Genomic DNA, 19,992 nt, shown 5'->3' with positions numbered 1-19,992 from the left:
CAGCACGGTCTACTCCTGACGACGGCTTCGCGAGCGAGAGACGATGCAGCAAGGCCTACCCGCTGTGCGCGCGCCGGGACCGCACACGGCCCGTTCGGAACGCACCCCGGTCACCCCGGCGGGCAGCCGCCGGCCGCCGCACGCCGACCGCCTCCCGCGCGGCACGTCCCCGTCGGCCCGGCCCCTGACCGGCGGCTGACGGCCCAGCCGGCCCCGGGGTCCGGTACGCACCACCGCCCCGCGGCACGACGAAGGCCCCGCTCCCGGAACAGGAGCGGGGCCTTGCGCGTATCCCTTCCGGGCGAACCGGCGGTCAGCCCTTCCAGGCGCGGGCCACGCGGCCGTCCCGCACCTCGAAGTTCAGCCGTCCGGCCCGGTACTCCATGGTGATGATCGCGCCCGGCGGCAGCGACCGCACCGTCGACCAGCCGCGCTGCCGCGCGAGCCGTTCGGCGTGCGCCGCGTCGAGGCCGACGTACCCGTCCGGGCTGTCCTGGGGCTCCGCTGGCGGAGTGGGAATCGGTGCCATGCGGCCACGCTAGGCCGCGACCGGCGGTGACGGAAGCCGGGCACGGACGGGTAAGAGCCGTATCCGGCTCCCGTCACACTTCCGTCACAGCCACTCGAGTCCCCGGCGGGTGTCACACGAACGGGGGTTTCCGTTCGGCTTACCGGGGTAATCGAACAGAATTCATGCGTGCCCTGGGGTCCCTCCGAAATACCCGTCGGAAAGTGCCGCAGCGGGGATCCGGGCGGACCCGGGGTGCGATTCCCCGCAATCCGCGGGGGCGTCACGGCAGCTGACGCCACATAGGAAATTCACGGATTCGGCACACAACAGCCCGACGGCATGACGTCCTGCCCACCGCCCCCGCACACCCGGGTCACCCCGCCCCGGGCCCGCTCGGAGTCCCCGCCGTCGGACCCGCACCACCCGGGGCACGCGTCCCGGGCTCCGCGGCCCGGGCCAGGGCGCCGTCGAGCCGGTCCCGGAGCCTTCTGACGGCGTCGGTCAGCTCGGCCGGCTCGATCACCTCGAACGGCAGGCCCAGCATCAGCAGGTGAACGACCATCACGTCGAGGCTCGCCGCGCCGCAGCGCAGCAGGCACGCGTCCGCCCCGTCGGGCTCCAGCGTCCCGGAGGAGGGCGAGACGTGCTCGGCGGCCTCGTGCAGGGGCACCAGCAGCCGGACGGTGGAGTGCGTGGGGTACGCGCGCGTGGAGACGCCCCGGGACACATAGGCGGCGAGGTCCCCGGCGGGCGGTTCGCGCGGGATGAAGCGCGGCCCGTGCGGCGGCCTGGGGGTGATCCGGTCCACCCGGAAGGTCCGCCAGCCGGCCCGGTCGACGTCCCAGGCGACCAGGTACCAGCGCCGCTCGGTGCACACCAGCCGGTGCGGTTCGACGGTACGGCGGCTGCTCGCGCCCTCGTGCGTGCGGTACTCGAACCGCAGCCGCTCGGCGTCCCGGCACAGGTGGGCGAGTTCGGTGAGCAGGGCCGGGTCGACGGGGGTCACCGGCGGGCCGCCGCGCAGCATGGGCACGGTGAAGGCGGTGAGGGCGCCGACCCTGCGGCGCAGCCGGTGCGGCAGCACCTGCTCCAGCTTGGCCAGGGCCCGTACCGAGGTCTCGCCGATGCCCTCGATGCCCTGTCCGGCGGCGGTGCGCAGGCCGACGGCCACGGCGACCGCCTCGTCGTCGTCCAGCAGCAGGGGCGGGAGTTCGGCGCCCACGCCCAGCTGGTAGCCGCCGCCGGTGCCGGGGCTGGCGTGGACCGGGTAGCCCAGCTCGCGCAGCCGGTCCACGTCCCGGCGGACGGTGCGCGGGGTGACGCCGAGCCGTTCGGCCAGCTGGGGGCCGGACCACTCGCGATGGGCCTGGAGCAGCGAGAGCAGGCGCAGCAGGCGCGCGGAGGTCTCCACCATGCGCCCGAGTGTGCCAGGGGATGCGGACAGCCGCTGTCCTCATCGGGACAGCGGCTGTCGCTGGGCGTGCCGGCTTCAGAGCGCGAGGCGCTGACCGGGCACGATCAGGTTCGGGTCGTCGCCGATGACGGCCTTGTTGGCGGCGTAGACGCGCTGCCAGGTGGTGCCGTGCCGGGCCGCGATGGTGCTCAGGGTGTCGCCCTGGCGGACGGTGTAGTCGCCGTGCGCGGCACCGCGGTGGGTGGTGGCCGCCGGGCGTTCCGGCGCCTTCGCCGGGGCGGTACGGGTGGGGGCGGACTCCGTCGTCGCGCCGCTGTGGTGGGTCGCCGTACCGGAGGAGCCGGTGCGGGCCGCCGCGGGTGCGGCGCCCACGGCCCCGGCGCGGGCCGAGCAGACGGGCCAGGCGCCCCAGCCCTGGGCCTGCTGGACCTTGGTGGCGACGGCGATCTGCGCGCTCCTGGAGGCCTGGTCGGCCGTCGGGGCGTAGGCGGTGCCGCCGTACGCGCGCCAGGTGCCGGCGGAGAACTGGAGCCCGCCGTAGTAGCCGTTGCCGGTGTTGATGTGCCAGTTGCCGCCGCTCTCGCACTGGGCGATGCGGTCCCACACCCCGTTGTCCGCCGCGGCGGCGTTGCCGGTCGCGGCCAGCAGTCCCAGCGGGGCCAGCAGGGCGGCTCCGGCGAGCGCGGCCGTCGTACGGCCCTTGCGGGCGCCGTCGGGACGGGCGGTGTTGCGGGTGGTATCGGCACACTCGGACATGTAGTTCCCTCTCCACGAACCCGGGCTCCCCCAAGGCGGAGCGCGGTTCCCCGCGTAGGACCGCGGTTCCTCGCGCCCGCCCCGCCCGCCGTGACCGGTGTCGGCGCTTCGGCTCTGCCTGGTGCCGGCCGGCGGACGTACCCGAGCGGTGCTCGTTGCACACGGCGGAGGAATGTAAGGAGGGTGAGCGGCGGGAATCAACCAACTCGTCGTCGTTCCAGGCCAGTTGCCTGTTACTGCGGGTATCGGCGATTTTCGGCCACCCACTACATGCGCTGATTTCCCGATTTGTCGACCACTGACCGAGGCGATCTGTGACCCACCTCACCCGTTCAAGTTCCTTGACGGCGAACGGAGTTGACAGTGAGTGTTCGATTCCGCACCGCAGGTGACCGTGTGCGGTGGAAGGTGCGAACCGGTCGCCCCGGGGGCGTGACCACCACCACAGGACGCCCGTTGTCTTCTTCATGAGCCCGGAACCCCGGGGCTCATCGGCCGGGAGCCACCCGGCCGACCCAGCACCGCATCCCGAGGGAGCCACCCGTGCCGCGCATGCTCGACGTCAGCGACGCCGTACGCGCCGAGATCGGCGACGAAGAAGCCGACCGGCTGCTCGCCGGAGAGAACGCCCCGGGCAGTTACGACTGCACGTCCTGTCGCACCCCGGGCGACTCCGAGCAGGAGCGCACCAGCACCGTTCTGTTCGTCGGCGACGAGACCGCCGTCCTCGCCTTCGCCCACGCCAGCTGTCTGCCCTCGCAGGTCGTCCAGGTGACGGAGGAGCAGCTCCAGGGCGCCGTCCGCTCCATCGGCGCCGTCGGCGGCGACCCGGCCGGCGGTGAGCCCCGCACCTCCGTGCCCGAGCAGGCGGTGCTCGGCGTCACCAGCGGACTCGTCCTGATCGACGGGGAGCTGCACCCCGCGCTCGTCGTCGAGCCGACCTCGCCGATCGTCCGCCCGGGCACCACCGGGACGGGCGACGACTTCCTGCCGCTGCTCATCGAGCAGGGCTTCATGCCGGTGACCGAGCTGGCGTCCGTCCCCCCGGTGCTGCACGGCTGGTCCGTCCTGCTGGCCGTGGGCCAGCTGCACGCGGTGCTGCAGCCGTCGGCGGCCGGCGGGCAGCCGGTGGCCTGGTGGCAGGCGCACCAGCCGCTCCAGGTGACCGACAGCTGGCGGGCCGCCGCGAACAAGCACCAGCAGGTGCTGATGTTCGCCGCGCCGGTCGGGTCCATCGGACGCCAGCCGCGGGAGGACCTGCTGCGGGACGCGCTCGACAAGGCCGCCGCGGGCGGCAAGCTGGTCGCCGCGGCGCTGCCCCTCGCGGGCACCTGAGCCCCGGTGAGCCGTCCGGCCGCATCTCTTTCCGGTTACGGTCGTTTGGACATACGTGCACGCATACGACACTCCTCCCCGCCGGTCCTTCTCCTCCGTGCCGTCCGCCCGGGCGGCTCACGAGCCGTCCGGCGGGCCCTCGGCCACGCCGATCTACGACTCGCTCTACGCGGAGTGGGTCAGGACCTTCCGCACACTGCCGGGGGACCGCAGCGGTGAGGAGGAGCTGCGGTTCAGCGCCTTCGGGGACTTCCCGGACGGTACGGGCACGTACGGCGGTCACCGGGCGGGGTCGTTCAGCAGCTCCTACAGCGCCTACAGCGCGGGTGCCTACAGCGCCCGGCAGCAGTCGCAGTGGCAGCGGGTCGGCACGCTGGGCCGGCAGCAGGACACGGGGATGCATCACGTGCCGGCCGCGGCCGCCCTGCCGCCGGGGCCGCGCCGGAGTGCGTGACGGGCACACGGACGAGGAGGGCGGCCCCGGAACACCGGGGCCGCCCTCCTCGTCGTCACGCCGTTACTTCTTCTTCGCGCCGCGCTTCTCGCGCACCCGCACCGAGATGTGGATCGGGGTGCCCTCGAAGCCGAACTCCTCGCGCAGGCGGCGCTCGATGAAGCGCCGGTAGCCCGCCTCGATGAAGCCGGAGGCGAAGAGCACGAACCGCGGGGGCTTGGTGCCGGCCTGGGTACCGAACAGGATGCGCGGCTGCTTGCCGCCCCGGACGGGGTGCGGGTGGGCGGAGACCAGCTCGCCGAGGAAGGCGTTCAGCCGGCCCGTGGGGACCCGCGTCTCCCAGCCGGCCAGCGCCGTCTCGATCGCCGGGACCAGCTTCTCCATGTGCCGGCCGGTGCGCGCCGAGACGTTGACCCGGGGCGCCCAGGCGACCTGGCCCAGCTCGGTCTCGATCTCCCGCTCCAGGTAGTAGCGGCGCTCCTCGTCCAGCGTGTCCCACTTGTTGAAGGCGATCACCATCGCGCGGCCCGCCTCGACGGCCATGCTGATGATCCGCTGGTCCTGCACGGAGATGGACTCGGAGGCGTCGATCAGCACGACGGCCACCTCGGCCTTCTCCACGGCGGCGGCCGTACGCAGCGACGCGTAGTAGTCGGCGCCCTGCTGGAGGTGGACGCGCTTGCGGATACCGGCGGTGTCCACGAACTTCCAGGTCTTGCCGCCGAGCTCGATGATCTCGTCCACCGGGTCGCGGGTGGTGCCCGCCAGCTCGTTGACGACGACGCGCTCCTCACCGGCCACCTTGTTCAGCAGCGAGGACTTGCCGACGTTCGGGCGGCCGATCAGGGCCACGCGGCGGGGGCCGCCGATCGCGGTGCCGAAGGACTGCTCCGGGGCGTTCGGCAGCACCTCCAGGACGGCGTCGAGCATGTCGCCCGTGCCGCGGCCGTGCAGGGCCGAGACCGGGTGGGGCTCGCCGAGGCCCAGGTTCCACAGGTAGGCCGCGTCGGCCTCGCCGCTCGGGCCGTCGACCTTGTTGGCGCACAGCACGACCGGCTTGCCGGCCTTGCGCAGCAGCCGGACGACCGCCTCGTCGGTGTCGGTCGCGCCGACCTTGGCGTCGACCACGAAGACGACCGCGTCGGCCGCCTCGATCGCGTACTCGGCCTGGGCGGCCACGGAGGCGTCGATGCCGAGGACGTCCTGCTCCCAGCCGCCGGTGTCCACGACCTTGAAGCGGCGGCCGGCCCACTCGGCCTCGTAGGTGACGCGGTCGCGGGTGACGCCCGGCCGGTCCTCCACGACCGCCTCGCGGCGGCCGATCATCCGGTTGACCAGTGTCGACTTGCCGACATTGGGGCGGCCGACGACGGCGAGCACGGGCAGCGGGCCGTGGCCCGCCGCCTCGATGGCGCCCTCGACGTCCTCGATGTCGAAGCCCTCTTCCGCGGCGAGCTCCATGAACTCCGCGTACTCGGCGTCGCCGAGAGCCCCGTGCTCGTACTCGTGCTCGGCCGAGCCGTCGGGCTGGATGTCGTCGTTCATGAAGTCCGTACCTCGTCGTTCATTCGTGGTGATCGGTGGAACGAGCCCTCGCGGGGGCTCGTTCCACTACTCAAGTGTCGCCTGGCGCCCGGTCAGGCGCCTGGCGTTTTCCAGATGGCTGGTGAGCTGCTTCTGGATGCGCTCGGTCGCCTCGTCCAGCGCCTTGCGCGTACGCCGCCCGCTGCCGTCGCCCGCCGGGAACGGGTCCCCGAAGACGACGTCGACGCGGGAGCGCAGCGGGGGCAGCGCCTTGACCAGCCGGCCGGGCCGCTCCGCGCTTCCCAGGACGGCCACCGGGACGATCGGTGCCCCGCTGCGGACCGCGAAGTAGGCCAGCCCGGCGCGCAGCGAGGCGAAGTCGCCCTCGCCCCGGGTGCCCTCCGGGAAGATGCCCAGCACTCCCCCGGCCGCCAGCACGTCCAGGGCCTGGCCGATCGCGGTGCGGTCGGCGGCGGCCCGGTCCACCTTCAGCTGGCCGATGCCGGTCAGGAAGGAGCCCAGCGGACCGATGAAGGCTTCCTTCTTGATCAGGAAGTGCGTCGGCCGGGGCGACACCCCCATGACCATCGGGCCGTCGATGTTGTGCGAGTGGTTCACCGCGAGGATCACCGGGCCGTCGGCCGGCACCCTCCAGGCGCCGAGCACGCGCGGCCGCCACAGCCCGTACATCAGGCCGACGCCGATGCGCCGCCCGACCTCGGCGCCCCGCTCCGACGCGACCGGACGGCTCACTTCCCGGCCCGCTTCTCCTCGACCAGGGTGACGACGCACTCGATGACCTGGGCGAGGGTGAGCTCGGTGGTGTCCACCTCGACCGCGTCGTCGGCCTTGGCGAGCGGCGAGGTCTTGCGGCTGGAGTCGGCCGCGTCCCGCTTGATGAGGGCCTCGCGGGTGGCGTGGACGTCGGCGCCCTTCAGCTCGCCGCTGCGGCGGGCCGCGCGGGCCTCCGGGGAGGCGGTCAGGAAGATCTTCAGGTCGGCGTCCGGCAGGACCGTCGTACCGATGTCCCGGCCCTCGACCACGATGCCGTTCTCCGCCGCGGCGGCCAGGGAGCGCTGCAGCTCGGTGATCCGGGCGCGCACCTCGGGCACCGCGCTGACCGCGCTGACCTTCGAGGTGACCTCCTGGGTGCGGATCGGGCCGGCCACGTCGACGCCGTCGACCGTGATGGTCGGGGCGGCCGGGTCGGTGCCGGAGACGATCTCCGGCTTGCCGGCGACGGCGGCGATGGCGGTCGGGTCGTCCAGGTCGATGCCGTTGGTGACCATCCACCAGGTGATCGCCCGGTACTGGGCACCGGTGTCCAGGTAGCTGAGGCCGAGCTGCGCGGCCACGGCCTTCGACGTGCTCGACTTGCCCGTGCCGGAGGGACCGTCGATCGCGACGATCACGGGCTTGGCGGTCGGGGCGGCGCCGTTTTCCACGGGAGGGCACCTTCCTGGTGAAGGGTGGTGAGCGGGGTCCGGGACGCGAGGGCGCCCCGCACAAGGTTACTGGCTCGCGGGAGGCGCCCTCACCGGGTGTTACCGGCGCAGCGCCCAGCCCCGCTCGCGCAGTGCCTGCTCCAGCACCGGCACCGCCTTCGGTTCGACGCTCAGCTGGACCAGACCGGCCTGCTGCCCGGTCGCGTGCTCGATCCGGACGTCCTCGATGTTGACCCCGGCCCGGCCCGCGTCGGCGAAGATGCGGGCGAGCTGGCCGGGCTGGTCGTCGATGAGGACGACGACGGTCTCGTACGCGCGCGGGGCGCTGCCGTGCTTGCCGGGTACCCGCACCTGGCCCGCGTTCCCGCGGCGCAGCACGTCCTCGATGCCGGCGGTGCCCTCGCTCCGCTTGGCCTCGTCGGAGGACTGCAGGGCCCGCAGCGCCCGGACCGTCTCGTCCAGGTCGGCGGCGACGTCGGAGAGCAGGTCGGCGACCGGTCCCGGGTTCGCGGACAGGATGTCGATCCACATGCGCGGGTCGGAGGCGGCGATCCGGGTCACGTCCCTGATCCCCTGCCCGCACAGCCGTACGGCGGCCTCCTCGGCGTGCTCCAGGCGCGCGGCGACCATGTTGGACACCAGGTGGGGCATGTGGGAGACGAGGGCGACCGCGCGGTCGTGGGCGTCGGCGTCCATGACGACCGGGACGGCCCGGCAGTGCGAGACCAGCTCCAGGGCGAGGTTGAGCACCTCGGTGTCGGTGTCCCGGGTCGGGGTGAGCACCCAGGGGCGGCCCTCGAAGAGGTCGGCGGTCGCGGCCAGCGGGCCGGACCTCTCCCGCCCGGACATGGGGTGCGTGCCGATGTACGCGGTGAGGTCCAGGCCGAGCGCCTCCAGCTCGCGGCGCGGACCGCCCTTGACGCTGGCGACGTCCACGTAGCCGCGGGCGACGCCCCGGCGCATGGCGTCGGCGAGGACCCGGGCCACGTGGGCGGGCGGGGCGGCGACGATCGCCAGGTCGACCGGGCCCTCGGGGGCCTGGTCGGTGCCGGCGCCGAGCGCGGCGGCCGTGCGGGCCTGCTCGGGGTCGTGGTCGGCGAGGTGGACGGTGACGCCGCGCTGGGTGAGGGCCAGGGCGGCGGAGGTGCCGATGAGGCCGGTTCCGATGACGAGTGCGGTTCTCACTGGGCGATGTCCTTGCGCAGGGCCGCGGCGGCGCCGAGGTAGACGTGGGCGATGTCGGCGCGGGGCTTGTCCGACTCGATGTGCGCGAGGATCCGCACGACGCGGGGCATGGCGCCCTCGATGTCCAGTTCCTGGGCGCAGATCAGGGGGACGTCCACGATGCCGAGCCTGCGGGCGGCGGCGGCCGGGAAGTCGCTGTGCAGGTCGGGGGTGGCCGTGAACCAGATGCTGATCAGGTCGTCGGCGGTCAGCCCGTTCCGCTCCAGGACGGCGGTGAGCAGGGCTCCGACCCGCTCCTCCATGTGACCGGCCTCGTCCCGCTCCAGTTGGACGGCCCCCCGGACCGCTCGTACCGCCACGGCGCTGCTCCTCGCTGACATGCGTGTTCCGTTCTTGGTCCGTCCAGCGTAGTCAGCCCGCGCGGGACGGGCGCGGGCCGCTCGCTCGCTGAGACGATGCGAGAGTTCCGGTATCCACCGATATGCACATCTGTACGGAGGTCTGACATGACCCAGCCAGCGACACGGCGGACGGTTCTCGCCACGGGCGCCGGTGCGCTCGCCCTGGGGTGCGTGGGATGCGGCGCGGAGAACGGCGGTACGGCCACGTCGGCATCGTCGGCACCGGCGTCGCCGTCGTCCCCGGGCGCGCAGGAGGCGGCCACCGACGGGAAGGCGCTGGCGAGGACGAGCGACATCCCGGAGGGCGGCGGCAAGGTGTTCAAGAAGGAGAAGGTGGTGGTCACCCAGCCGAAGAAGGGTGACTTCAAGGCCTTCTCGGCGGTCTGCACGCACCAGGGCTGCCTGGTGGACAAGGTGACGGACGGCACCATCGACTGTCCGTGCCACGGCAGCAGGTTCCACATCGCCGACGGCGCGGTGGCGCACGGCCCCGCGACCAGGCCGCTGCCCCAGCGGTCGATCACGGTGGACGGAAATTCGATCCGCCTGAGCTGAGGGCGCCGCGTACGCTCCGGGGATGCAGCCGCAGGACCTCGTACGCGACCACACGGTCTACGCCTGTGTCATGGGCTCCCGCGCCTTCGGCCTGGCCACGGACGCCAGCGACACCGACCGGCGCGGGGTGTTCCTCGCACCGACCCCGCTGTTCTGGCGGTTCGAGAAGCCGCCGACGCATGTGGAGGGGCCGGGCGAGGAGCGGTTCTCCTGGGAGCTGGAACGGTTCTGCGAGCTGGCGCTGCGCGGCAACCCGAACATCCTGGAGTGCCTGCACTCCCCGCTGGTGGAGCACGTGGACGGCACCGGCCGCGAGCTGCTGTCCCTGCGCGGCGCCTTCCTGTCCCGGCAGGCGTACGACACCTTCACGCGGTACGCCCTCGGCCAGCGCAGGAAGCTCGACGCCGACGTCCGCGCGACGGGCGCCCCGCGCTGGAAGCACGCGATGCATCTGCTGCGCCTGCTGATGAGCGCCCGGGACCTGCTGCGCAGCGGCGAGCTGGTGATCGACGTCGGTGAGCGGCGCGGGCCCCTGCTGGCGGTGAAGCGCGGCGAGGTGCCGTGGCCGCGCGCGGAGGCGTGGATGGTCCGGCTGGCGGCCGAGGCGGAGGAGGCCCTGCGGGGCACCCCGCTGCCCCCGGAGCCGGACCGCGCGCGCGTGGCCGCCTTCCTGCACCGGGTGCGCCGGGACTCAGCCCTCCAGGCGGAGCCGGACCACCAGGTCGTGCAGGGCGTCGTGGGAACCGGCCGCGTCGGGCAGGGCTGAGCCGGCTTGCGCCTCGTCCAGCACGGTGTGCAGCCGCTCCACGTCGGCCTCCACGCGCGCGTGGTCGACGTCGGCCTTGCCGTGCTCCCGTTCCCGCTTGGCGGCGATCAGCTCGGGCAGGTAACCGGGAGCGCCGACCTCGTCCAGCAGCGTGGGCAGATGGGCCTGCACCTCGCCGCTGCGCATGAGGTGGATGCCGGTGAGCAGCACACGGAAGGTGTAGAGCAGCGGCTTGAGTTCGCCGGTCTTCTCGAACAGCCGCCACTGGGTCACCGCGAACCCCCGGTAGTGGTGGGCGTGGTGGCTGGTGAGGACGCCGGGGGCCAGGGCGGCCAGCTCCCGGTGGGCCTCCGAGGTGTGCACGACCAGCGGCGAGAGCAGCTGCTCCAGCACATAGCCGTTGCGGCGGAGCATGAGCCGTACGAACTTGCGCAGGTCGTGGGTGACGAGGTCCAGCTCGACGCCGTACCGGACCCAGGTCCGCGAGCGGGTCTCCTCCGGCTCGCGCAGGCCGACGAGGTCGGCGGCGGGGAGCAGGTGGACGCCCCTGAGGTCCACGTCGGAGTCCTGCGAGGGGAATCCGTACAGGTGGGCTCCGGAGACGGTGGCGAACAGCAAGGGGTCGGGCTGCTCCGCGACCACCGGGGCCAGGTCTGTGCCGAGGTCGTCGATCATGGACCTAAGCGTCCCAGAGCACTCCCAGGGCCAACAGGTCGCCCCGGTACTCGATCCGCTCCGTCCAGTCGGCGGGCCAGGCGGCGGCGCCGAGCCAGGCGCCCGCGAAGGCGCCGGTGAGGCAGGCGAGGGAGTCGGAGTCGCCGGCGGTGCAGGCGGCCCGGCGCAGGGCGGTGACGGGTTCGTCGGGGAAGAGCAGGAAGCACAGCAGCCCGGTCGCGAGGGCCTCCTCGGCGATCCAGCCCTCGCCGGTGGCCAGGCAGGGGTCGGTCTCCGGGGAGACGGTCCGCGCGGCCTGCTGGAGCCGGCCGAGGATCTCCAGGCACTCGTCCCAGCCGCGTGCGATGAACTGCTCGGGGCCGGGGTCCTGCGAGCGGGTCCACAGGTCGCCGAGCCAGGTGTGGTGGTAGCGGGTGCGGTTCCGAAGGGCGTAGGAGCGCAGGTGCCCGACCAGTCCGGCCGGGTCGGTGCCCTGGGCGAGCAGGTGGACGGCGTGGGCGGTGAGGTCGGAGGCGGCCAGCGCGGTGGGGTGGCCGTGGGTGAGCGCTGCCTGCAACTGGGCGGCGCCGGACCGCTGTTCGCCGCTCAGCCCGGGGGCGAGTCCGATCGGGGCGACCCGCATGTTGGCGCCGCAGCCCTTGGAGCCGATCCGGCTGGCGTCCTGCCAGGCCCGGCCCTCCGCCTTGAGCAGCTCGCAGGCCCGCAGACAGGTGGCGCCGGGGGCGCGGTTGTTGTCGGGTGACCGGTACCAGTCCACGAACTCCTCGCGCAGGGGCCGCTCCAGCCGCTTCGGGGCGAGGGGTCCGCGCTCCATGGCCGTGCGCAGGGCTCGCCCGAGGGCGAGGGTCATCTGGGTGTCGTCGGAGACGAAGGCCCGCTTCGGCAGCTCCATCTCCCGCCAGGGCCCGCACTTGGCGAGGATCGACGGCACGTCGTTGAATTCGGTCGGGAAGCCGAGGGCGTCCCCCAGGGCGAGGCCGAGGAGCGCCCCGGTCGCCGGCTGCTTGGGCATATACGCCATCCCCCTTTATCGTCACCATGACAATAAAGGGGGACGGTGATCACGGCAAGGCGCTTTAGAGGTCGACTTCCTTCATCAGCATGCCGACCTCGGTGTTCGACAGGCGGCGCAGCCAGCCCGACTTCTGGTCGCCCAGGGTGATCGGGCCGAAGGCGGTGCGCACCAGCTTGTCGACCGGGAAGCCCGCCTCGGCCAGCATGCGGCGCACGATGTGCTTGCGGCCCTCGTGCAGGGTCACCTCGACCAGGTAGTTCTTGCCGGTCTGCTCCACCACCCGGAAGTGGTCCGCGCGGGCGTAGCCGTCCTCCAGCTGGATGCCGTCCTTCAGCCGCTTGCCCAGGTCGCGCGGGATCGGGCCGACGATGTGCGCGAGGTAGGTCTTCTTCACGCCGTACTTGGGGTGCGTGAGGCGGTGTGCCAGCTCGCCGTGGTTGGTGAGCAGGATGACGCCCTCGGTCTCGGTGTCCAGCCGGCCGACGTGGAAGAGCCGGGTCTCGCGGTTGGTGACGTAGTCCCCGAGGCACTGCCGGCCCTCCGGGTCCTCCATGGTGGAGACCACGCCCGCGGGCTTGTTCAGCGAGAAGAACTGGTACGACTGGGTCGCGACCGTCAGGCCGTCGACCTTGACCTCGTCCCTCTCGGGGTCGACGCGCTTGCCCTGCTCGGTGACGATCTCGCCGTTCACCTCGACCCGGGCCTGGTCGATCAGCTCCTCGCAGGCCCGCCGGGAGCCGTAGCCCGCGCGCGCGAGGACCTTCTGGAGCCGCTCGCCCTCCTGCTCGGCGCCCGGGAAGGTCTTGGGCAGCTTGATGTCCTTCTTGCCCGCGTACCGCTCCCGGTTGCGCTCCTCGACCCGCGTCTCGTACTCGCGCGAGCGCGCCGGGGCCGTACGGCCGCCCTCCTGGGGCCGCTTCGGGCCGCCCTTGGCCCCTCCTCGCGCGGCCCCGCCACGCCCGGCCTTGGGGCCGTCCTTGGTGGCCCCCGGGCCCACGTCGTAGCGGCGCTCCTCGGGGCGGGGCTTGCGGGGCCGGCCCTGCCCCTGCTTCTGGTCCCTGTCGTTGCCGGCACCGCGGTAGTTACCGCGCCCGCCGCTCTTGCCGCTGCCGCTGCTTCGCATCAAGGTTTCCGTCTTAGTCGTCTGCGTCCTGACCGCCGGGCGCGTCGGGCGCGTCCGGGTCGAACGACGGGACTCCCTCCTGGGTCTCGGCCTCGATCGCCTCCGCCTCCGGGAGGAAGGGCGCGAGCTCCGGGAGCTCGTCCAGGCCGCGCAGGCCCATCCGCTCCAGGAAGTAGTTCGTCGTCCTGTACAGGATCGCACCTGTTTCGGGTTCCGTGCCCGCCTCCTCGACCAGACCGCGCTGGAGGAGGGTGCGCATCACGCCGTCGCAGTTCACCCCGCGCACGGCGGAGACCCGGCTGCGGCTGACCGGCTGGCGGTAGGCGACGACCGCCAGGGTCTCCAGCGCGGCCTGGGTGAGCCGGGCGGTCTGCCCGTCCAGGACCAGCCGCTCGACGGCGGGCGCGTAGGCGGGGCGGGTGTAGAAGCGCCAGCCGCCCGCGACGAACCGCAGTTCGAAGCCGCGGCCCTGCACGGTGTACTCGTCGGCCAGCTCGCGCAGGGCGTCCGCGATCTGCCGCCGGGGCCGCTCCAGGATCTTCGCCAGGTGCTCCTCGGTCGCGGGCTCGTCCACGACCATGAGCATCGCCTCCAGGGCGGGCTTGAGATCGAGGTCGGCGGTCTCGCTCATGCCTTCTTCTCCTCCTCGGGCGCCTCCGGCGGCCGGTCGAACTCGTCCGTGACCCTCGGCGCCTCGTCCCCGTCCCCGCCGGTCCAGCGCACCAGCAGCTCGCCGAGGGCGGTCTCCTGGTCGAGGGCGACGGCCTTCTCCCGGTACAGCTCCAGCAGCGCCAGGAACCGCGCCACGACGGTGAGGGTGTCGCCGGTGTCCTCCACCAGCACCCGGAAGCTGGCCTCGCCCAGCTCCCGCAGCCGCGCGACCACGATCCCGGCCTGCTCCTGCACGCTGACCAGCGGGGCGTGGATGTGGTCGACGTAGACCTGCGGTTTGGGCTTGGGCTGCATGGCCTTGACGGCGAGCTTGGCGAAGCCCTCGGGGCCGATGCTGATGACGACCTCGGGCAGCAGCTCGGCGTGCTGCGGTTCGAGGCCGACGGTACGGGGATACCGCCGGGCCTCGTCGTCGAGCCGCCGGTCGAAGATGTCGGCGATCTGTTTGTAGGCGCGGTACTGGAGGAGGCGGGCGAACAGCAGGTCCCGGGCCTCCAGCAGGGCCAGGTCGGCCTCGTCCTCCACCTCGGCGGCGGGCAGCAGCCGGGCGGCCTTGAGGTCGAGCAGCGTGGCCGCGACGACCAGGAACTCCGTGGTCTGGTCCAGGTCCCAGTCGGGTCCCATGGCCCGGATGTGCGCCATGAACTCGTCGGTGACCTTCGACAGGGCGACCTCGGTGACGTCCAGCTTGTGCTTGGAGATCAGCTGGAGGAGCAGGTCGAAGGGACCCTCGAAGTTCGCGAGGCGGACCTTGAAGACGCCGTCGGAACCGGGTTCGGACTCGCCGGGCTCGCGCTGGGAGTCGACGGGCGCGGGCTCACCGGGCTCCGGGTCGGACACGGCGGACTCGGGCTCACCGGGCTCGGGCCGGGGCAGCGCCGGTTCGGGTTCGGGCAGTTCCGGCTCAGGGCTCTCCGGCTCCGGCTCGGGAGCCTCGGCGGGTACGGCGGCCGGCTCGGCCGGCGTGACGCCCGGCCCTCGCCCCAGCGCACGCCGACGACCGGCGGATGCGCCGGGGGCAGGGGCTCCGTTCGAGGTCATGGCCCCCGCAGGCTACCGCTAGCGCCCGCGCAGCCGTCGCACGAGGATGCTCGCGTCACCGCGGGACTCCAGGTCGGCCAGGACCACGGCCACCGCCTCGCGGACGATCCGCCCGCGGTCCACCGCGAGCCCGTGCTCGCCGCGGAGCACCAGCCGCGCGTGCTCCAGGTCCATCAGTTCCTCGGCGGAGACGTACACGGTGATCTTCTCGTCGTGCCGCTCGCGCCCGCTGGGCCGGCGGGCCGCCGACCGTCCGCGCTTGCGCGGCTGCGCGGCGGCAGAACCTTCCTGCGCCGTCTGCCGGCGCGCCGGGCGGGTGCGGGACTCACCGGCCTCGGCCGGCTCGGCCTCCGCCGCCGCGTGCTCCGCCCCCTCCCCGTCACCGTTGCGGACGGGCACCGACTGCGGTACGTCCTCGGCGGCGGCCGCCTCGTCGCTCTCCCCCGCGGGAGCCGGCACCCGGGCCTCACCGTTGGCCGCGCGGCGGGGCGTGGACGGCTGGAGCGCCATCCCCCCGGTCGTGCGGAAGAGTTCGTCGGCCCCCGGCAGACTCACTCGGCGTGACACCGGGCGAGCACCTCCCTGGCGAGCTGACGGTAGGCGGCGGCGCCGACGGAGTTGGAGGCGTAGGTGGTGATCGGCTCACCGGCGACCGTGGTCTCCGGGAAGCGCACCGTGCGGCCGATGACCGTGTGGTAGACGTGGTCGTCGAAGGCCTCGACCACGCGGGCCAGCACCTCGCGGCTGTGGACGGTGCGCGAGTCGTACATCGTGGCGAGGATGCCGTCGAGCTCCAGCTCCGGGTTGAGCCGTTCCTGGACCTTCTCGATGGTCTCGGTCAGCAGGGCCACACCGCGCAGGGCGAAGAACTCGCACTCCAGCGGCACGATCACCTTGTGCGCGGCCGTCAGCGCGTTGACGGTGAGCAGACCGAGCGAGGGCTGGCAGTCGATCACGATGTAGTCGTAGTCGGGCAGCAGCGGCTTCAGGGCCCGCTGGAGCGTCGACTCGCGCGCGACCTCGGAGACCAGCTGGACCTCGGCGGCCGACAGGTCGATGTTGGACGGCAGCAGGTCCATGTTGGGGACCGCCGTCTTCAGCAGGACCTCGTCCGCGGACATGCCCCGCTCCATGAGCAGGTTGTAGACGGTGAGGTCCAGCTCCATCGGGTTGACGCCGAGACCGACCGACAGCGCGCCCTGCGGGTCGAAGTCCACGAGCAGCACGCGCCGGCCGTACTCCGCGAGCGCGGCACCCAGGTTGATGGTCGACGTCGTCTTGCCGACGCCGCCCTTCTGGTTGCACATCGCGATGATCGTCGCGGGGCCGTGGTCGGTCAGCGGGCCCGGGATCGGGAAGTACGGCAGCGGGCGTCCGGTCGGGCCGATGCGCTCACGGCGCTGGCGGGCCGCGTCGGGCGCGAGCGTGGCCGCGTACTCGGGATCGGGCTCGTACTCGGCGTCGGGGTCGTAGAAGTGCCCCTCGGGCAGTTCGTCGTAGTCGGCGAAGTGGTTGTGGGGCGCGCCACTTCCGTCGCCGGCCATGGCGTTCACGTGATGGCCATCCATGCTCTGGTGTGCTGTCCCGGCCGCCTGCGGACCGGAACTCTGGTGGGCTGCGAAGGTGCGCACAGCTACGGAGCCGACAGCCTCGAATCCCGCGGGGCCCTGGCCCCGTGCAGGCATTCCTGGTTGACCACCCCCGGGAGAAAATGTCGACTCATTCACAAGTCGTCTTACCTCCTTGGTGACCAGGAAACTTCTAGACAAGGTCAGCGTGGCACCATGCCGACGGTTGGCGACTCTATGGCGTGTCGGCGGTCCGCAGCAACACAATCCGCCGGACCCGGCAGGATGTGTCGGCAATGAAACATCTCGCTGTCAAGGGCGTACGGCCGTCGCACAGCAGGTTTCACCGGTGTGCGAATCGGTCGAAGGGTTACGTTCGAGGCGAGTTGACCGAGAGTCGCAAAGTGACCATACACACACCCGGCCGGACCTTGTCGGGCAAGGTCCGGCCGGGTGCGCGCTGTTGACGAACCGTGTTGACGAATCGCCTTTTGGCTCAGCCGAGAAGGCTCTCCAGCTCCACGTGGTCCAGGCCGTGCGCCTCGGCGACCTCCTTGTAAACGACCTTGCCGTCATGGGTGTTGAGCCCCTTGGCGAGCGCGGGGTCGCGGCGCAGCGCCTCCACCCAGCCGTTGTTGGCCAGGGAGACGATGTACGGCAGCGTCGCGTTGGTGAGGGCGTTGGTGGAGGTGTTGGGCACCGCGCCCGGCATGTTGGCGACGCAGTAGAAGACCGAGTTGTGGACCCGGAAGGTCGGCTCGGCGTGCGTGGTGGGACGGGAGTCCTCGAAGCAGCCGCCCTGGTCGATCGCGATGTCGACAAGGACACTTCCCGGCTTCATGCGGGACACCATCTCGTTGGTGACCAGCTTCGGGGCCTTGGCACCCGGGATGAGGACCGCGCCGATGACGAGGTCGGCGTCGAGGACGGCCTTCTCCAGCTCGAAGGCGTTGGACATGATCGCCTTGACCTGCGTGCCGAAGATCCGGTCCGCCTCGCGCAGCTTGTTGATGTCGCGGTCGAGCAGGGTCACCTCGAAGCCCATGCCGATGGCGACCTGCGTGGCGTTCCAGCCCGAGACACCGCCGCCGATGACGACGGCCTTGGCCGGGGTCACACCCGGGACGCCGCCCGGCAGCACGCCGCGGCCGCCGGCCGCGCGCATCAGGTGGTAGGCGCCGACCTGCGGGGCCAGCCGGCCCGCGACCTCGGACATCGGGGCGAGCAGCGGCAGGGCGCGGTTCGGCAGCTCGACGGTCTCGTAGGCGATGGCCGTGGTGCCGGACTCGATCAGGGCGTCCGTGCACTCCTTGGAGGCGGCCAGGTGCAGGTAGGTGAAGAGGATCTGGTCCTTGCGCAGGCGGTGGTACTCCTCGGCGATGGGCTCCTTGACCTTCAGCAGCAGGTCGGCGGCGGCCCACACCTCGTCGGCCGTGTCGAGGATGGCGGCACCGGCCGAGACGTACTCCTCGTCCGTGATGGAGGAGCCGAGGCCGGCGCCCCGCTCGACGACGACCTGGTGGCCGTTGCGCACCAGCTCGTGCACACCGGCGGGGGTGATGGCCACCCGGAACTCGTTGTTCTTGACCTCGCGGGGGATGCCGACCTTCACGTCGATCACGGTCCTTGGCTCAGAGGGTATGGGGGTGCATTACAGACGTACCCAGACATGCGGGGGCATACCGGGAGACACCGCAGGAGAACGAGCGGCAGAGCCAGTCTAATGAAGGCGTTCCGGCTGTCTAGCCTTTCATTGCATCAATCTTCACTGGGCACACTACGGATTTCGCAGGCGTTAGCGTCGTGTTCCGGCCTTGCGTCCTCTTCCGGCGGCTCCTCACCCAGCATGCGCTCCGCCGCCGCGCGGTGCAGGCGGGCCGACGCGGGGTCGCCGAGCCGCTCCAGGGTGTCGGCGAGGCGCAGCTGGAGTGCGGCCTGCAACCGCGCGTCCTCGGCTCGCCGCGCCCACTCCACCGCCTCCTGGCAGGTGCGCAGCGACTCCTCGGGCCGTCCCGCGTACTCCTGCACCCGGGCGATCTCGCTCAACGCCCGCGCGCTGGCGGCGACATCGCCGCTCCTGCGGTAGCCGGCCAGGGCGGCCCGCCAGTTCCGCAGCGCCTCGCCGTACCGGCCGGCGTAGGTGTGGGCCGTGCCGATACGGCCGTACAGCCGGGCCGCCTCCGGGTGCTCCCCCCGGGCCAGCCGCTCGGCCAGGGCCCGGCCGAACCAGTCGGCGGCCCGGTCGTGGTCCCCCAGCTCCTGGTAGGCGCCGCCTACGGATTCCATCGCGCGGCCGGTCGCGTACGGGTCGTTCGCCTCGCGTCCGGCGTCCAGGGCGGCCCGGTAGCGGGCCAGCGCCTCCCGGGTCCGCCCGGTCTGGGCGTCCAGATCGCCCAGGTTCAGCAGGGCCGCGGCCTTCTCCCGGGGCAGTCCGCGCCGCTCGGCCACGTCCAGGACGAGACCGTGCAGGCCGTACAGGTCGGCTGCGGCGGCCTGGGTGCCGACATGCGCGGCCAGGGCCCGCACCAGCTGGGACATCAGCCGGCGGGCGAGGGTGTCCAGCTCGCCGTCGGCCACCGCGAGGCGCGCGGACGCCAGCAGGGCGGGCCGCCGCAGGCGCAGCCAGTCGGCGGCGGCCCGCGGGGTCGGGAAGCGCAGCGCGGGGGGCAGACCGCTCAGCTTCTCCCGGGCCTGCGGGCTGTCGGTCTCGGTGATCGCCCGGCAGGACTGGAGCAGCCGTACCGTCCGCTCCAGCATCCGCGCCCGGGCCAGCTGGAGCTCGGCGGGCCGCTCCTGGCTCTCGGCCAGGGCGCGCAGCAGCGGGTGCAGACAGCCGGGGACCTCGTACTGGGGCAGCGGGGAGTCCAGCGCGCGCAGCAGGCCGAGGGCGACGAGGTCGTCCAGGGTGGCGCGGGCGGCGTCGACCGAGCAGCCGGCCAGCGCGGAGGCGGTGTGCGGGTCGGCCAGGCCGGCCGGGGCGAGGCAGAGCAGTCGCAGTATGCGGGCGGCCGGTCCCGGCAGCTGGTCGTACACGAGCCGGAAGACGCGGGACAGCGGGGTGCCGTCCGCGCCGCCGTCGGCGTGCAGCCGCTTGGCGAGATCGGAGACGGCGGCTCGCGGGCGGGCGGCGAGCCAGCCGCCGGCCAGCACCAGCGCGGCCGGGTGGCCCTGGCAGGCCTCGACCAGGCTCTCGGCGGAGCGCGGGTCGACGGTGACGCGGACCGAGCCGGCGTAGCCGGTGAGCAGTTCCACCGCGGACTTGGTGTCCAGGCCGCCCAGCGTGCAGGGGCGGACGTCCGCGATGCCGGTGAGCGGACCCCCGGAGACGGCCACGACCAGGCAGTCCGGGGCGTCCGGGAGCAGCGCGTCGACCTGCTCGGCGCCGGCCGCGTCGTCCAGCAGGAGCAGCGTCTTCCGGCCGGCGAGGGCGGCGCGCAGGGCCGCGGCCAGGTCGTCCTCGGCGGCTCCGGCGGGGGCGGGCAGCTCCAGTGCGGCGAGCAGGTCGCGGGCGGCCTGCTCGACGGGCACCGGCGCGCCGCCGGGCTCGCTGAG

General features: G+C 72.9%; 21 protein-coding genes. 4 read left to right on the top strand and 17 right to left on the bottom strand.

Annotated elements, in window-relative coordinates; translation table 11 throughout:
• Window positions 1-313 precede the first annotated feature (313 nt).
• From ABZV94_RS32510 to ABZV94_RS32500, 3 genes are all read right to left on the bottom strand, one after another.
• Window positions 314-529, bottom strand: a complete 216-nt coding sequence (locus ABZV94_RS32510; protein WP_356346784.1) for an I78 family peptidase inhibitor — start codon at window positions 527-529, stop codon at window positions 314-316.
• 355 nt (window positions 530-884) lie between these two features.
• Window positions 885-1,925: a YafY family protein gene (locus ABZV94_RS32505; protein ID WP_356346782.1), complete on the bottom strand. Its 1,041-nt coding sequence runs from the start codon at window positions 1,923-1,925 to the stop codon at window positions 885-887.
• Between the two features lie 75 nt (window positions 1,926-2,000).
• Complete coding sequence (locus tag ABZV94_RS32500) at window positions 2,001-2,681, bottom strand: transglycosylase family protein (RefSeq protein ID WP_356346780.1); 681 nt, start codon at window positions 2,679-2,681, stop codon at window positions 2,001-2,003.
• Between the two features lie 543 nt (window positions 2,682-3,224).
• Between ABZV94_RS32500 and ABZV94_RS32495 the strand changes: the two genes are divergently transcribed.
• Together ABZV94_RS32495 and ABZV94_RS32490 are read left to right on the top strand one after the other, a co-directional pair.
• Window positions 3,225-4,016, top strand: a complete 792-nt coding sequence (locus ABZV94_RS32495) for a hypothetical protein (protein ID WP_356346777.1) — start codon at window positions 3,225-3,227, stop codon at window positions 4,014-4,016.
• 55 nt (window positions 4,017-4,071) lie between these two features.
• Window positions 4,072-4,470 carry a hypothetical protein gene (locus ABZV94_RS32490; protein ID WP_356346775.1) on the top strand — a complete coding sequence of 133 codons (399 nt, stop codon included), beginning with the start codon at window positions 4,072-4,074 and terminating at the stop codon, window positions 4,468-4,470.
• 63 nt (window positions 4,471-4,533) lie between these two features.
• Here ABZV94_RS32490 and der read toward each other — a convergent pair whose 3' ends face one another.
• The 5 genes from der to aroH all read right to left on the bottom strand — a co-directional run bounded on the left by der (window position 4,534) and on the right by aroH (window position 8,983).
• Window positions 4,534-6,015, bottom strand: a complete 1,482-nt coding sequence (gene der, locus ABZV94_RS32485; RefSeq protein WP_356346773.1) for a ribosome biogenesis GTPase Der — start codon at window positions 6,013-6,015, stop codon at window positions 4,534-4,536.
• Between the two features lie 66 nt (window positions 6,016-6,081).
• Window positions 6,082-6,684, bottom strand: a complete 603-nt coding sequence (locus ABZV94_RS32480) for a lysophospholipid acyltransferase family protein (protein ID WP_356346787.1) — start codon at window positions 6,682-6,684, stop codon at window positions 6,082-6,084.
• Window positions 6,685-6,743: 59 nt separating this feature from the next.
• On the bottom strand, window positions 6,744-7,439 hold the full coding sequence (gene cmk / locus ABZV94_RS32475; protein WP_356346771.1) for a (d)CMP kinase: 696 nt from the start codon (window positions 7,437-7,439) through the stop codon (window positions 6,744-6,746).
• A gap of 99 nt (window positions 7,440-7,538) precedes the next feature.
• A complete protein-coding gene (locus ABZV94_RS32470) occupies window positions 7,539-8,624 on the bottom strand; it encodes a prephenate dehydrogenase (RefSeq protein WP_356346769.1) in 1,086 nt (361 codons plus the stop codon).
• On the bottom strand, window positions 8,621-8,983 hold the full coding sequence (gene aroH, locus ABZV94_RS32465) for a chorismate mutase (protein ID WP_356346767.1): 363 nt from the start codon (window positions 8,981-8,983) through the stop codon (window positions 8,621-8,623). The genes ABZV94_RS32470 and aroH overlap by 4 nt, the downstream gene beginning before the upstream one ends.
• A gap of 147 nt (window positions 8,984-9,130) precedes the next feature.
• On the opposite strand from aroH, the gene ABZV94_RS32460 reads away from it, so the two are divergent.
• Window positions 9,131-9,580 (top strand): Rieske (2Fe-2S) protein, encoded by a 450-nt coding sequence (locus ABZV94_RS32460; protein ID WP_356346765.1) that lies wholly within the window; start codon window positions 9,131-9,133, stop codon window positions 9,578-9,580.
• 22 nt (window positions 9,581-9,602) lie between these two features.
• Window positions 9,603-10,346, top strand: a complete 744-nt coding sequence (locus tag ABZV94_RS32455; protein ID WP_356346763.1) for a nucleotidyltransferase domain-containing protein — start codon at window positions 9,603-9,605, stop codon at window positions 10,344-10,346.
• On the opposite strand, the gene ABZV94_RS32450 is transcribed toward ABZV94_RS32455, so the two are convergent.
• The 9 genes from ABZV94_RS32450 to ABZV94_RS32410 form a co-directional block, all read right to left on the bottom strand.
• Complete coding sequence (locus ABZV94_RS32450; protein ID WP_356346762.1) at window positions 10,272-11,021, bottom strand: nucleotidyltransferase domain-containing protein; 750 nt, start codon at window positions 11,019-11,021, stop codon at window positions 10,272-10,274. The two genes, ABZV94_RS32455 and ABZV94_RS32450, sit on opposite strands and share 75 nt — an antisense overlap.
• 4 nt (window positions 11,022-11,025) lie before the next feature.
• Window positions 11,026-12,033, bottom strand: a complete 1,008-nt coding sequence (locus ABZV94_RS32445) for an ADP-ribosylglycohydrolase family protein (RefSeq protein WP_356346760.1) — start codon at window positions 12,031-12,033, stop codon at window positions 11,026-11,028.
• A gap of 64 nt (window positions 12,034-12,097) precedes the next feature.
• A complete protein-coding gene (locus ABZV94_RS32440; RefSeq protein WP_356346758.1) occupies window positions 12,098-13,159 on the bottom strand; it encodes a pseudouridine synthase in 1,062 nt (353 codons plus the stop codon).
• A gap of 13 nt (window positions 13,160-13,172) precedes the next feature.
• Window positions 13,173-13,790 carry an SMC-Scp complex subunit ScpB gene (gene scpB, locus ABZV94_RS32435; protein ID WP_356346756.1) on the bottom strand — a complete coding sequence of 206 codons (618 nt, stop codon included), beginning with the start codon at window positions 13,788-13,790 and terminating at the stop codon, window positions 13,173-13,175.
• On the bottom strand, window positions 13,787-14,872 hold the full coding sequence (locus ABZV94_RS32430) for a segregation/condensation protein A (protein WP_356346754.1): 1,086 nt from the start codon (window positions 14,870-14,872) through the stop codon (window positions 13,787-13,789). The genes scpB and ABZV94_RS32430 overlap by 4 nt, the downstream gene beginning before the upstream one ends.
• A gap of 18 nt (window positions 14,873-14,890) precedes the next feature.
• Window positions 14,891-15,439, bottom strand: coding sequence for a hypothetical protein (locus ABZV94_RS32425; RefSeq protein ID WP_356346752.1), 549 nt, complete (start codon window positions 15,437-15,439; stop codon window positions 14,891-14,893).
• Window positions 15,424-16,557, bottom strand: coding sequence for a ParA family protein (locus ABZV94_RS32420; RefSeq protein WP_078629566.1), 1,134 nt, complete (start codon window positions 16,555-16,557; stop codon window positions 15,424-15,426). Before ABZV94_RS32420 ends, ABZV94_RS32425 begins: the two co-directional genes overlap by 16 nt.
• A gap of 379 nt (window positions 16,558-16,936) precedes the next feature.
• Window positions 16,937-18,061 carry an alanine dehydrogenase gene (gene ald, locus ABZV94_RS32415; RefSeq protein ID WP_356346750.1) on the bottom strand — a complete coding sequence of 375 codons (1,125 nt, stop codon included), beginning with the start codon at window positions 18,059-18,061 and terminating at the stop codon, window positions 16,937-16,939.
• A 137-nt stretch (window positions 18,062-18,198) separates the two neighbouring features.
• Window positions 18,199-19,992: tetratricopeptide repeat protein (locus ABZV94_RS32410; protein WP_356346749.1), on the bottom strand; the 1,794-nt coding region annotated here is incomplete at its 5' end.

Origin of the sequence: Streptomyces sp. NPDC004658, assembly GCF_040609555.1 — a bacterium.
Classification (GTDB): Bacteria; Actinomycetota; Actinomycetes; order Streptomycetales; family Streptomycetaceae; genus Streptomyces.
Note: the sequence above shows the minus strand (reverse complement) of the source record. Positions and strands in the feature narration are given on the sequence as shown.